A 13,718-nucleotide genomic window follows, 5' to 3' on the forward strand; every position below is an offset into this window, starting at 1 on the left:
TGCACGTTCCGGTGAGAGTAGCATCTTAAGCGTCAACGAGGGCGCCTTTCCCAGGCAGGCCACGCGGGCCGGGAACACTGTCTGCGCGCCCCCACCACCCCGCAAGCTGCGCAGGAGCACCGCCTTGGGCGCCGATATCAGCATCACCGGCCGCGTCACCTTCGACACCGCAGTCCCGCTGGAGGCCATCGGCCAGGAGCTGGAGCACCTGCGCCGCCTGGAGAACGACGACCAGTTCACCCTCACCTACACCACCGACGGCCTCGCCCTTGCAGGACTTGAGGCAGGGCCGCAGCATATGGCGGGCAGCCACGGCGTGTGGGACGGCGCGCTGGCCACACTCTCCGACATCGCCCGACGCCAGCGCCGCACCTTGCACGCCGAGGCGACCTGGATCTCCGAGCCCGGCCCCTACCGGGGCGTTCTCGTCGTCGACGCGGGCAACCGCTTCCATCACGTGCCCGACGACGAGGGCGCCGCAGCACACCGGGAGCGCTCCTGCGACTGCTACGGATCGGGACCGGGGCGCGTGCGGCCCGAGGACGTCACCGACGACCCCTCCGTGCGGATTGACGAGGTAGGCGCCGGACCGTTCACCGACCACATCGTCGTCTGCGACCGGCACGGCGAGGTCGCCGCCCTCACCTCGCGCAGCGGGGCCGTCGACGCACGCGAGGCGCACCTGCTGGAGAAGCACACGCCCGAGCCCGTCCCGCTGGGCCAGCAGGCCGCCCTCGATCTGCTGCCCATGGACCTGCGCTACCACATCGTCCAGGCGGCCAAGCAGCTCGGCAGCCTCAGCCCCTACCTGCCCGGTTCGCTTGCCCTGCGAGCTGACGCGCGCTCCCACGCCCGCAAGGCCCGTCAGGTCATCGACTCTCTCACCGAGCAGTCATCCGCCGACGTGGTCGGCCAGCTCGTCGACGCGCTCGTGGAGCAGCTGGTCACCACTGCTGGCCGCGACGCCCACGGCAGCCGGTGGTGACCAGCTCCAGCCGGACCGCCCCGCCACCAGCGCAGCTGCGGCCGGGTGCGTCCGGCACCGCCCACGGCCCGGGCCAGGAGCGGCTCGGCGCGCGGCACGCGATCCCGGTCGTGCCGACCCCGGCGGGCGCTCTCTCGCCGGCCGAGGGGGCGCCCGACGGCGACCGGCTGCACCGCCCAGCCCGCGACGGCGACGTGATCCGCCTACGGTGCGGCACCGAGGTCCGGTTCGCCTTCAGCGAGCCCGGCCCCACTCCGAGCATCCGCCGGGTGCACTACTACGCCATGGTCGCCGGCCGGTGGGGCGTCTTCAGCGAGCTGTACTTCAACCAGCCGGTGCGGCGGGCCCGTTACAGCCCGCCGCACGAGGTGCAGGCCTGGCGCGTGCGGGTCGAGCTCAGCGACATCCTGGCCGCACTCGACGCCTGCCGAACGCGGCCCAACGCACCGCGCTTCGCCGCCGCGGCCGACCGTCTCGAACGCCTCACCCAGGTCATCGAGCGCGGGCCGACGCCCGGCGGGAACCAGGCCCGGCCGACCAACCACCCCTCCCCCGCCACCCGTCCGCTTCACTTCCTATAGCCCGCCGAGGAACCACATGGCCACCCGCTTCAAGGCCCACCGCTACACCGACGGATCCATCCGCATCGAGATGCCCGTCGTGCACCAGCTCAACGCCTTCGCCATCACCGCCGTCCTGTGCTCCAAGCACCGCTCCGACGACACCGACGACCTGCCCACCCTCACCTACAGCCAGGTCATCAAGACCCTGCGCACCGAGCTGCGCGAGCGCGGCCTCGAGCACGCCTACTACTGGCGCGACGAGTTCGACGACGAGGAGTCGGACGAGGCGGACGCCCTCCTGCACTGGGCACAGGGCGAGGTCAGCCGTCTGTTCCCCGAGCTCGGCCCGCCCATTGCGCACTGACCCCCTCCCCCACGGCCGACCAACCACACCAACTCGACCGCACCTGTGGAGCCTTCGTGCAGTCCCTCCCCCTCTTCCCCTCCTTCCGCCTCGGCGCCGACGACGGCACCGGCCGCCGCCCCGTCACCGGCCCCGACAACGTGCTCGCCGGGCACGTCACCGGCGACGACGGCCTGCGGGCCCACACGCCGACAGGCGCCGGCCCCCGGCGCACTGACGCCCTCCAGGCGGCAACCGACGCCGTCATCCTCCACCTCTACGAGCACGGCATCGACACCCTCGACATCGCCCAACTCCCGTACGACACCGTGCGCCAGGCCCGCGCGGACCTCTCTCATCTGGTCGGCCTGCGCGACGAGGTGGTCGACTCTGCCGCCCGCGCCTTCTTCTTCGAGGCCGGCCGCCAGCCCCACGTCGCCGCCATCCTCGCCGGGCTGGACCTGCTGATCCCGGAGATGACGACCACCACCGCCGCGGCCTGCCGGCGCACCGCCCGTCTCCTGGCCGAGCTGCCGGTCCCCGCCCGCACGCTGCTCGACACCCACACCGGCGACGCACGCGAGTGGATGCTCTTCCCTCTCGCCGCGCTGATCGTGCACGCCGACCTTGCCCGGACCCGCCTCACCGCCACCGCCCAAAACGGGGACGTAGCGCCGGAGTTCGCGGGCCCCTTCTCCGCGCGATACCTGGCCGAGGAGGCCATCGCCGCCGTCCGCCGCGCCCACCACGACCTCACCGACCGCAAGCGCGGCCTGAACCGCCCCGCCGAGCTCACCACCGGTCTGGACACCCTCGCTCAGGCCTGCAAGGACCTCCCCTGGCGCGACGCGGCACGCACGGCCGACAGCTGCCAGGCCACCGCAACCGTGCTGCGCACCATCCACGCCGCTGCCGCAGCCCTCCCCGCGGCCGCCGCCCGACGCCCCACCGACGCCCAGCTGTTCACGGTCCACGCCGCCGAGCTGGCCCTGCTCGCGGCCGACGCCGCCGACCGGCTGCAGGCAACCGGCGCGGTCCTCCGCGACGCCGGCCGACTCGGCACCCTGCCCGCCATCCTCGCCACCGCTGCCCAGGCCGCCACCACCAAGCAGCCCGACGGATCCATCATGGTCCTCGTCCAGGGCCGCAATCTCGGCACCATCCGCCCCACGCCCGATGGACTGTGGACCGCCGACAACCTCACCCAGCCCTGCCACTCCCCTGAGGGCGCCATCACAGCCCTGACCGCTTCCCCGAACCCGGCCTGACCCCCACCGGCCAGTGCGCCGCGGCCGCCCGCGCACCAGCAGGACCGATCGGCTTCGGCACACAGGACGCCGCCGCTGGCAAACCCGCATTGTGAGTGGCCCCAGCCATCCGATGATGACGCTTAAGGCTTGCACACTCCGGATCTTCCCTGTATAGTCTTAAGCGTCAAGCCGGAGAGGTAAGGGCAACAGGGGAGAGCACGGTGAACAAGGAAGTCCAGAAGCTGAAGAAGGAACTTGAGCAGCAGGGCTTCACGGTCAAGCAGAGCAAAGGGACGAACCACTACCACGTCTTCAAGGGCAAGAAGTTCGTCACCGGGATGCCCTGCACCCCCTCCGACTCCCACGCACTGAAGAACGCCAAGGCCTACTGCCGCAAGGCAGGGTTCCAGGACCGGGACAATGGCCAGACCAAGGGCAAGGCCAAGAAGAAGGCCGGGAACAAGAGGCGGTAGCGACCAACCGGTGGCCGCCGGGCACCAACCCGGCGGCCACCCGCCACCGACTCAACCCAGACAATGAGGAGATTCGACACGTGAACTCGTTCAGCGTGTACGTGGAGTTCGCCCGGAAGGCGGACCTCGACACGTACGACCGCCTCCTGCAGGCCCTGCCGGAGCGGTACCGGCCTGCGGTCGGCCCGGCGGAGAACGGCAACATCTCCGTGCGCCTCCTCATCGACACCGACACCGTCCCCCGCGCCTTCACCCTCGGTGTCGAGGCCGCACAAGGCGCAGGAATCGCCGCCGACATCACCCCCGACACCGTCATCCACGCCGAGGTCATGACCGAGGCCGAGTTCGACCGACGCGAGGCCCAGCTGCCAGCTCCCGCCGTCCCTCCCCTCGCCGGCATCCACGAGGCCGCCGACATCCTCGGCGTGAGCGAGGCGGAGGTGACTGAGCTGGCCCCCGAGCTGGAGCCCCATCTCGTCCAGGACCTCGCCTCCGGCCCGGTCTACCTCGCCGCCGGCGTCGTCGAGACGGCCACCCGTCACGCCCTGTCCCCGGACGACCAGTCGCTCCTCCACGTCCTCTACGCCGCGTCTGTTCGCGCTCCATTGCCCGACACCGCGCCGAGTCACCGCGCGGCAGCCGCCTACGTTGGGGCAGTGCTCGACGACGGAAGTGTGCAGATCCACTGCCGAGCGGACGCTGCTCTCGACCTCGGCGCTGCCCTGCGCCGACTTGCTGACCGCACTCTGGTCATCATCGACGACACTCACGGCATCCCGGGGGAGCGTCGAGAGGGTTCCGCCGTTGCCGTCATGCGGTCCCGCATCACCGAGCGCGGCAAGCGCCATGCCTCGATGACGGGTAGAGAGAGTCGTCCGGTCTGACATTGTGATCCTGCAGTGGGCGTCCGCATGCCTGACTCCGACCTCATGGCGAGATGCTCCGCCCCAGCTTCTTGTCGGGCCCGAGCTCGAAAGGCGTCGACCGTCGCCCTTCGGGCCGTGCGCCTGCATCCTGGCTCACGTGCGACGTCCAGCTTGCACACTCATCCGCGTTGCAGCTTCGTCACCCACTGAAGACCCGCAGCGCGGCTTGATTGACACCTCGGCAGCCCTACCAGTCCAGCCCGTCTTTACTGCCTCTGACCTGGGAATATACCGATAGCTATGCCTAGTGATAGGTCGATCGCTAGGCATACAGAAAGCCTCGTACGTACACCGATGCCCATCCTGATCGGCAGGCTTATGTGAGGTCTCATCAAAGACCAATAGCCCGACCTCATAGATAGATCCATCAATATCTTGATCAACAGCTACACGTGTGTCCTCTTAAAAATCGCTATCAATGTACGTTTAGACAGTCCTTAGCGAAGTCACATACCACTTCCCATATACGGACCCCTAAGACGACCCTTAGTCGTTACCTTGAGCAGAGCCATCACCGTTCCGATGTCGACACCTACCTTCCTTACGTACTTCCTGGCGCACCTAGGAACGTCCGCGCTTCTTACGTGCGTTCCAACCTTCCGTCCGTGACTATTTAGGTTCCTCACACACTTCGAGCCTGCCTTCTGTCGACCGATCTGCACTCCATAAGTGCATGAGACCGTACGTAGCAACGCTCGTGAGTACGACTTTGCATGCTTCCGCACTTAGCTACCTCAGTACGTACTGAGGTAGCTCCCTACCTAGCTAGGTGCGTCCTTCAGTACGTAGGTAACAGTCATAAACATTACGTGACTGCGACTTTATGACGAACAGTCCGTACGTCCTTAGCGCGTTAACCCTTTCGGACCTTCCATCCGTAAAAAGCTACGCTCTTCCTCACATACCTACGTACGTGCCGGTTACTCTGCCAACTTCCGTACGTATGTAGTGGGCTACTTACTGGGCTACGAAGCTACGAGACTCCGGTGGACTCTCAGCGAGAACGTCCGTAGATACGGACTGACCAACGAGGAGTAGACCGACCTGCACACCGAGGGTGATTCCATTAGCTCCTAGCTGCCTCCAGCCCTCCGAAAAGAAGTACGGACCCTGCACATCAGCAACGCCCCACCGCCGTACGCACATCTGGGTATAGACGCCCTCGCTCCGATCGTCCGCAGTGACGACCCCTACAGCCAGCGACCAACCGGCCACACGACGCACCGCTCTGACGTCCCAGTGCCCGACCGGAGGCCGGAGCCAACGAGCTACCCGCCACACGACGCACCGCTCTGACGTCGCAGCGCCCGACCGGAGGCCGGAGCCAACGAGCTACCCGCCACACGACGCACCGCTCTGACGTCGCAGCGCCCGACCGGAGGCCGGAGCCAACGACATCCGCTCCAACACACTTGCCTGCAGTAACAACAACCAGGGCATAGACGCGCGTTGCTCCGAACCCATCCATCAATGGGGCTGCCTGCACACCCGTGAAACGACACGCAGGTCCTGAGCCACAGCCGTCATACCTGTTATCGTCACTACGTCCTGCGAGATCGCTGACAGCAACATTGCGAGAGGCACCTCGACCACACAGGTCAACACAAAAGCTCTAAACCGGGCGGAATCCTCCCGCTCCACCTAGCTTCCCTCTCACCGAGGAGAGATGATCACGTGCAACGAATCGCCATCGTGAGTCAGAAGGGCGGTCCGGGTAAGACCACGACGGCCGTAAACCTTGCCGCTGGTCTCGCACTGGGCGGAGCCGACGTCCTCGTCGTCGATGTCGAACCTCAGGCGCAGGCCGGCACGGCGCTGGGCACTCGACTCGACCAGTCGACGCTCAATCTCTCCCTCGGACTCAAGCTCCAGCTGGCCGCGCAGGGCATGCCGGCCACCCTTGAGGACATCGTCATTGACAGGACTGAAATCCTTGCGAAGTGGCCCAACCACGGTCGCCTTGCCTTGCTCGCTTCCGAGCAGCGAACGATGGTCAATGCCCAGCACATCCTCCACGCTGCTGGCAAGGAACGAACCCACGTTCTCAATGACCTGCTCGACACCCTCGACGAAGACTTCGACTACGCCATCCTGGACACACCGCCGGCTGTCGAGGCCCTCAACGCCGTCGCCCTTGCGGCGAGCGACTACGCGCTGACCCTGTGCTTGCCAAAGCACGCCACCGTCGAAGGCGCCGTGGCCATGCGAGCCACGATCAAGCATCTTCCGGGCCAGGGCCAGACGAAGCCGAAGTACCTCGGTGCGGTGCTCAACATGTCCAAGCCGGTTTCGGAATGGAAGGAAGAGGAGATCGAGGTTCGCGACCTGATGGTCGACGCCGGTCTCCTGCCCTTCGTCACTGACATACGAGAGGACACCCGCATCTCCCGAAGCTACGATGCGGGCGTTCCGTCGGTAGTCGGCTTCGCTCGCCACGCGTGCGGCAAGCGGTACGCCGAACTCCTCCGCGAGGTGTTGGTCCGGATGGAGTCCCCAGAGAGCGAATGGCAGATTGCGCCTTCGGCTTCGGAGGTCCTTGACGCGAGGGAGGGCTCCGTTGTCTGAAAGCTCTTCATCGCAGTCCAGCGCCACAACGGGCAGCAAGAAGAAGGATGCTGGCGACCAGCCGTTCGCGGGGATCGCAGCAGGGGCGCGGCGGAGGAGGCGCACTGCATCGCCTGCTGAACGTGAAGCTCGAGCCAGGGCACTGCAGGCACAAGCAGAGCAGGTAGCGGATGCTGGCTTTCTCGGAGCTTCGGCTCCTGAGTCCAGCGAGTTGTCAGTCGGTGCGGTCTCTCCCCTCGCATCCCCGGCAGACGCCTCCGGTCAGCAAGGATCCGTGGTGGCACTTCCCGTCGCGGCCGCGGCGCAGGCGGAGGCCCCGACCGAACAGGTGTTGCCAGCTGCGGCACCTGCGCAGATCCCGTCGCCGGGGCCTGCGCCCGAGGCCGTGCGGGAACCGTCGCCTCAGGCCGACCAAGGTGAGAAGCCGGACTCAGACGGGGTGGCAGAAGCACCCGCTCGGGATCTTCCAGAGCAAGAAGGGGTGACCGCAGCCGGCGTGGAGGTTCGTGACGACGAACCAGAGCTGAGCGTTGAGTCGTCAAGTGCTGAGGTAGATCAGTCACCGGACGCCCAAGGCGCAGACGGCGAGACGGGGGAGAGGGCCGGCGGCCACGTAGACCGCCAGGAGCAGGGTCCTGATCAAGAGGACGGCGCTCCGTCGGAGCAGGTGCCAGTTGACGACAGCCCTGCAAGCCGGCGACGCGGCTCCGAAACTCGGAAGACCACCCCCGCAGCGCGAAGTGGAAAGCGATCTGCTCCTGCTACGCGCTCGTCGTCGCGCACAGCCCGGCGCGACGCTGGTGTGGCTGAAGACGAGATGGCACCGTGTCACCGTCTTGTCCATACATCCTTCGAAGCCTCTCGGACCAACTCACAGACGTGGGAGACGATCGGCGCGAACATGATCCCGCCCATCTGGTCTGCGCTCCGAGAGCAGATCGCTGCTGACCGACGTTCGTCTGGCAATCGCGATCTTGCAAATGGGCACTACATGAACATCGTGCTTGAGTCAGCGCCCCTCGACATGGAGGAGATCTACGCTCTCTACGAGGAGCTCTCAGGGAAGTTCCGAGGGCAGCTTCCGTCCGGGCGGAAAACCACACTTCGGGTCAGCGCGGAGGCAGCTTCCAAGCACTACGAGTTGAAGGAGCTCTGCGATGAAGCTGACTTCGCGCGCAGAGGCCTCTACGTTCATTCCGCGCTGATGCTCCGTTTCCTGAGCCAGCTTCGGGAGGCCGGTCCCCTTCCGCGCCTTGAACTTCCGCCGTTGTTCTGAGCTCTCGCCGACGGCCTGTCCTGGTTGAAGTGCAACCGGGCCAGGCCGTCTTCTGCGTGTACGACACGCCGCAAGCAAGTAGATTTTCATTCCGTTTGCCCTGTTCCGCCTGCCTGGGCTGCGGCCTTGGCGTAACAGCTGCAGCGCACGCATCCGCCATCGGACGGTCGCAGTGCATCGCTATTGGTCGGTCACTGAACGGAACACATCGAGCACGTCAGCCTCCTGATCTCGCGTTATACCGATGTCCATACCTATAGCGCTTCCGATCGTCCTTCCCTGATGGCTCCTTACCCACCTACCTCAACACCCTGCTGCCAGCTGACGGACTAAGGGCTATGCCGATGTGGCTGACAGCGCATTCGTGACGCGTTTTGCGATAGCCTCGGCATCGTCAGAACACCCATGACCTCTGGAGACATGGATGCCACCGGGCACAGTCCTCAGCGCCAACGCGGTCGCCGTAGCCGCCAATCTCGACCGCAGCTGGGCATACCGAGCAATCGAGGCCGGCGTCCTCTCTGAGCCATGCTTCCCCGCAGACGTGGTCGTGCTGAAGGTCTACAGGGTGCTATCGCAATTCGTGTGGCCCGACCGCCCCAAGCCGCGATCCGCCAAGCATGAGCTCGACGTTTGGCAGCGCACGGCACTCAACGCGACTCGGAATGCCGTCACGGACTCCGAGACGACTCCCGAGACAACGCTCTACGTCCTCCAGGGCTCCACCAAGGTCGTCCATACCCGCAAGGAGCGGGCCGAGCTCGAGAACTCCGACCCCACCGGGGACGAGCCTTCGTTCTTCGACGCGCAGACGGTCCTTCGCCTCCCAATCGGACGCTGGATCCACGAACTTGAGTCCGTTCTCGCTCGCACGCCTCGGAGCGCTCCGCGTCGAGCCCCCGTGGGGGGACGACGTCCCAGGCCCGCCGCATCCAAGACAAAGGCGTCATAAGTCCAAGGTCGGAAGGTGGTCCTCGAATGCGGGTCTGTCGCTCCACATCACCGAACGCGACTGACCCGTGCTGCTCGTCGAACCCGCCTGCCACTCACTGCTCTGGACGCCACATGCCGGCCCCAAGCCGGGCGCCCGCTCCAACCAGACTCCCGCTCTCCATCAACCAGGAGAGAGCGGGCCAGTGATCAAAAGAGAACGGCCTGGGACCGCGAATCCCAGGCCTCTCCTGTTGTCGAGGAGGTGAGGAAGAACCGACATCCCTAGCTGAATCACGTCGCTTGCCCGGCTGTCCTGCTACGCCCTAGCGGGCCGGGTGGCGATGACGGACGTCCAATACCTCCTCGACAGGAGCAGATCATAGCTACCCGTACGAGGGCTGGCTCAGTCATGCCTGAAACAGGCGGGGGAGAACAGCCCAATACGACTCAATCTCCACCATCGGTGGCTCATCCGCCTCGGTCAGCCTCGCGTCGCTCCTCGCATTCCGGCGTGGACGAGTCGAGGTCCATCACCCAGGGCCCGCGCAGTCGCCCGCTGCGCCTCGGGCGGGTGATGCGGACGCGGCTTTCTGCGGCGGTCCGGGCGCTCATCGCTGATCCGCGGTTGGCGGGCTGTACGCACACGCAGCTTCTGGCCGCGGTGGTGCTGATGGGGAAGACCAACCATCGCTCTGGTCGGGTCCAGACGACGGCTCGGGAGCTCGGCCGGTGGCTGGGGGTCACGGAGTCGAGTGTTGATCATGATGTGTTCCCTGCCCTGGTGGCGGCGAAGGCGGTGACGACGGAGGTCGTCACGGCGCCGAGCGGCCGGGTCGAGGGGGTTTTGTGCCGAGTCGAGCCGGTGTGGGAGGTGCGGGGCGAGTACGGGGCTGCGCTCGCGCTGACGAAGAAGGAGTTCGCCGTCCTTCTGGGGCTGTTGGAGGCGCTGTTCGCGCCGGGCTGGGCGGGCGTCGAGACGCCGGCGGGGTTGCTCGCGGAGCGTGATGGCCGGGGTGCGGCCACCGATCGGCTGGCGTTGCTGCTGCTGGTGCTGCACGCGCGTGAGGACGGAACGGTTCCGCTGGTGGGTGGGACGGTCAAGGGCGGGCGTGGCCGGTGTGCGGCGACGGTGGCGAAGCTGCTGGGCTGTTCGGTGTCGGGCGGGAGCAAGGTCTTGGCGCGGCTGCGGCGGTGGAAGGTCGTGCAGACCCCGTCGCGCCGTACGGGGTCGGGGATGCGGGGCAAGCAGCTGCTGCTGGTGCCGGCGGTCGCCGACGCGTCCGCCGATGGTGGTGCCGTGCCGGGTGCCGGTCTTGCGCCCGTCCAGGGGATGCCGGAGCCGGCCGTCGCTGCCGCATCGTCTGCTTGTCCGGCGTGCGCGGCCGTGGAGTCGGCGGATGAGGCGTCGCCTCTGGCGGGGGAGGGGTGGTGGCAGGAGTCGTTCGAGGACCTCTTTAAGGAGCGCCCCGCTGCTGCACCCGGAGATCTTGACTCCGGTCAGCAAGGCAATGCCCCAGGTCAGCGCCCTGTCTCGGACGTTGTCGAGGGTGCTGGGAGCGAGGTTGCGGGGCGCCCCGATGCCGCGTGCCTACACGCGGTCCACGCTGGGGTGGCTGAGGTTGAAGAAGAGAGTGCGGGTGATGGGGGGTTTTCCGGCTCTGCCGTCGGGGGCGGAGGTAGTCGGCGGGAGCGCGTGCGTGCGCGTGAGGACGCGCCTGGTGCGTCGTCGCCTGTCCCGGGTGGGGCTGGGGGTAGCCCGCTGCGCGGGGAGAAGCCTGGTCGGCTCAGGTCGGGTGGAGGCGAATTCGGCAGCAAGCGGCGGGTGTTCGGCCCTGCTGCGTCGGTCCCGGAAGAGCTGAGTGAGGCGCTGGCGCCGGTGGCGGGGTTGTGGTCTCAGCTGGGCCGGGCGAGTACCCGGCGGTGGCTGGCGGGCCTGGTGCGGGGTGAGGTCGGCCGGCTGCGGGGGCTGGTGGGTCCTGAGCTGGCGCAGCGGGTGCTGGCCGAGAGGCTGGAGCGGCGGCTGGATGCGCAGCGGCCGCCGGTGGGGGATCTGGTGGGCTGGCTGCTGAAGCGTGGGTTGCCGCAGCGGCCTGGGTGCTGGTCGCAGGTGTGTGACGAGGGCCTGAGGATGGACACGCGGGGGGCGTGTGAGAGCTGTCAGGTGCTGGTGGGGGACCGGCGGGGGCTGCGGCAGCGGGTGGCGAGCCAGGTCCTGGAGGAGCGGCTGTCGGGGCGGCTGGTGCTGGCTGAGCGGGAGGTGGGCCGGGAGGTCGAGCGGCGGCTGCAGGAAGCCGTGCGTGAGGAGCTGGTTCGCAAGGCCGCGGCGCGGGCGCGGGCGGTGGCCGAGCAGGTGGTGCGGGATGCGTCGTACGGGTTGAAGCGGCGCGCTTTCGCCGAGGCGGAGCGGGCGCGGGCGGCGGCGCCGTGTGCGGACTGCGGGCTGCCGGAGGCTGCCGGGTTGTGCCTGGGGTGCACTGAGCGGCGCGGGATGGAGGCGGCCTTGCAGGATGCCGTCCGGTACGCGCTGGCGCTGCGGTTCGATGCGGACGATGCGCCTGGCACCAGGGCGTTGTGGCAGGACTGCGAGCGGGTGACCCGGACGGTGCTGGCTGAGCGGCTCGGCCGGTTGCGCGAGCAGGGCCACGATGAGGCGGCCGTGGCGTTCGCAGGCCGTCGGCTGATCGAGGAGCTGCGGGACCGGCGCCGGCAGGCGGCGCTCGTGCGGCTCGGGCAGCACGAGGAGGCCGAGCAGGCCGCCCGGATGGCGGCCGCGGCCGTGCGCCGCAAGCAGCGCGAGGCGCACACGGTCGAGGCCCGCGATGCCGTGCGGGCGGCGGGGGAGGCGGCCCGGCGCCGGGTTGCCGAGCGGTGGCTGGGCGAGCTGTTGGCCGAGTTGCGGGCGGTGTGTTCCCTCGGCAAGGCGGCGCCGGTCGAGGTGACCGACTGGGACCGGGTGCTGCCCGACCTCGCGGCGAAGGCCCTGCCGGAGGACGCCGAGCGTGCGGTGCGGGAGTTGGTGCACGCATGACGGGCCAGGTTGTACAGGTTCGGCCGCCCGTGCGCGGTGGCCGGCGCGCGGTGCCGGTGTGGGAGCGGCGTGGGTTGTCGGCCCGGATGCGCCGGCTGCTGCTGGAGGGGGACGTCACCGGCCGCTACGGCGGCGCCACCGACTCCGATGGCGGCTACCGCCTCACCATGGCGCTGGCGGTGGGTTGCTCGCAGCCGGGCCGGGCCTGGACGCCGGCGGACTTCTTCGAGGCCCTGCTGTACACGCCGACGGCCGGCGGGGCGTGGGCGCGGCAGCTGCGCGAGCGCAAGGGCACCGACTACGCCGAGGCGAAACTCGGCGCGATGCTCGACAAGGCGCGCCGGCTGGTTGCCGAGGCCCCGGTGATCACGTGCCGGCAGGACGCACTGGAGGCGATCGAGGCCGTGCGCCAGGTCGTTGAGGACCAGCCGTGGTCGGCGGCCGGTGGTGCGGGCAGCGACCTGAAGAACCTGATCGCCCGGCTCACGCTGTGCGAGCGGTCCGGTGGTGTGGAGCACACGGCGTCGGTGCGGCAGTTGGCCGAGGCGATGGGCTGCGCGCGGGCCACGGTGGAGGCGAGCAACCGCCGCCTCGTCGACGGGGACTGGCTGGTGCTGGTCAAGAGCGGCTCGGGCAAACTCCACGGCTCGGTGTGGCGGCTGAAGATCCCCGACCGTCTGCGCCCGTGTGTGACCGCAGAGACAGGTGGTGCGCGAGTAGGACGGTCGCCAACCGCGGGGTACCGGGGGGCAGGAACTGTCCCAACCGTGCACACGGACACGCGGGCGGTCGGCTCGCTGATGCACCACGACGCCTTCCACCACCACGGACACGGCCTGTCCGGCGCGCGGATCCTGGCCTGCCTCGACCCGCTCGACGGCCTCGACGTGAGAGCCCTGCGAGAGGCGACCGGCCTGCACCGCAGCACCATCCAGCGCCGGCTGCGCCACCTCGTCGCCGACGGCCTGGTCGCCGAACTCGACGGCTACTACTACCTCGCCTCCGCGCTCGCCGGGCCCGCACGCCTGCACCCCGACGAGGACCTCCTTGACGACAGCGCCCACCGGCGAGGAACCAGCGGTCGCGGCCGGTGCCGCCGTGCCCGGCACCAGGTGGAACGCGTCTGCTACCGCCGGTGGCTGGAGGAGCGGCAGCTGCGTCAAGGCCAGCGGCGAGGCCTCGTCCTGGTACCCGACGGGGTCGTCGACCCGGCGACCGGCGAGGTGCACGACGAGAGATGGCACGGCTGGGACCTGTCCGACACCCGTCGCCCGACCTTCCCCTACACGCCCAGACCCGGCCAGGCGGCGTGATGAGGCACCGTGACGATCAGTCCTCCTGCGCCCCGCAGGGCGGACACGCCGGGCCCGCTGCCC

10 protein-coding genes are annotated in these 13,718 nt (G+C 68.4%); all 10 read left to right on the top strand.

The window, feature by feature from the left end:
• Positions 1–124 precede the first annotated feature (124 nt).
• The 10 genes from ACFYZ8_RS33480 to ACFYZ8_RS33525 all read left to right on the top strand — a co-directional run bounded on the left by ACFYZ8_RS33480 (position 125) and on the right by ACFYZ8_RS33525 (position 13,655).
• Positions 125–985 carry a hypothetical protein gene (locus ACFYZ8_RS33480; protein WP_389050311.1) on the top strand — a complete coding sequence of 287 codons (861 nt, stop codon included), beginning with the start codon at positions 125–127 and terminating at the stop codon, positions 983–985.
• The gene (locus ACFYZ8_RS33485; protein WP_389050314.1) at positions 982–1,566 is read left to right on the top strand and encodes a hypothetical protein; all 585 of its coding nucleotides are present in this window, start codon (positions 982–984) and stop codon (positions 1,564–1,566) included. The genes ACFYZ8_RS33480 and ACFYZ8_RS33485 overlap by 4 nt, the downstream gene beginning before the upstream one ends.
• Positions 1,567–1,582: 16 nt before the next feature.
• The gene (locus ACFYZ8_RS33490; protein WP_389050316.1) at positions 1,583–1,912 is read left to right on the top strand and encodes a hypothetical protein; all 330 of its coding nucleotides are present in this window, start codon (positions 1,583–1,585) and stop codon (positions 1,910–1,912) included.
• A 56-nt stretch (positions 1,913–1,968) separates the two neighbouring features.
• On the top strand, positions 1,969–3,159 hold the full coding sequence (locus ACFYZ8_RS33495) for a hypothetical protein (RefSeq protein WP_389050318.1): 1,191 nt from the start codon (positions 1,969–1,971) through the stop codon (positions 3,157–3,159).
• Positions 3,160–3,362: 203 nt separating this feature from the next.
• The gene (locus ACFYZ8_RS33500) at positions 3,363–3,614 is read left to right on the top strand and encodes a hypothetical protein (protein WP_389050321.1); all 252 of its coding nucleotides are present in this window, start codon (positions 3,363–3,365) and stop codon (positions 3,612–3,614) included.
• Between the two features lie 80 nt (positions 3,615–3,694).
• Entirely contained in the window at positions 3,695–4,498 is an 804-nt protein-coding gene (locus ACFYZ8_RS33505) for a hypothetical protein (RefSeq protein WP_389050323.1), read from the top strand.
• A 1,716-nt stretch (positions 4,499–6,214) separates the two neighbouring features.
• Complete coding sequence (locus ACFYZ8_RS33510) at positions 6,215–7,105, top strand: ParA family protein (RefSeq protein ID WP_389050326.1); 891 nt, start codon at positions 6,215–6,217, stop codon at positions 7,103–7,105.
• Between the two features lie 991 nt (positions 7,106–8,096).
• The gene (locus ACFYZ8_RS33515) at positions 8,097–8,381 is read left to right on the top strand and encodes a hypothetical protein (RefSeq protein WP_389050328.1); all 285 of its coding nucleotides are present in this window, start codon (positions 8,097–8,099) and stop codon (positions 8,379–8,381) included.
• Positions 8,382–9,825: 1,444 nt separating this feature from the next.
• Positions 9,826–12,342, top strand: coding sequence for a hypothetical protein (locus tag ACFYZ8_RS33520; protein ID WP_389050331.1), 2,517 nt, complete (start codon positions 9,826–9,828; stop codon positions 12,340–12,342).
• Positions 12,339–13,655, top strand: coding sequence for a helix-turn-helix domain-containing protein (locus ACFYZ8_RS33525; protein WP_389050333.1), 1,317 nt, complete (start codon positions 12,339–12,341; stop codon positions 13,653–13,655). Before ACFYZ8_RS33520 ends, ACFYZ8_RS33525 begins: the two co-directional genes overlap by 4 nt.
• Positions 13,656–13,718 lie beyond the last annotated feature (63 nt).

Source organism: Streptomyces sp. NPDC001668 (assembly GCF_042893155.1).
Lineage (GTDB): Bacteria > Actinomycetota > Actinomycetes > Streptomycetales > Streptomycetaceae > Streptomyces.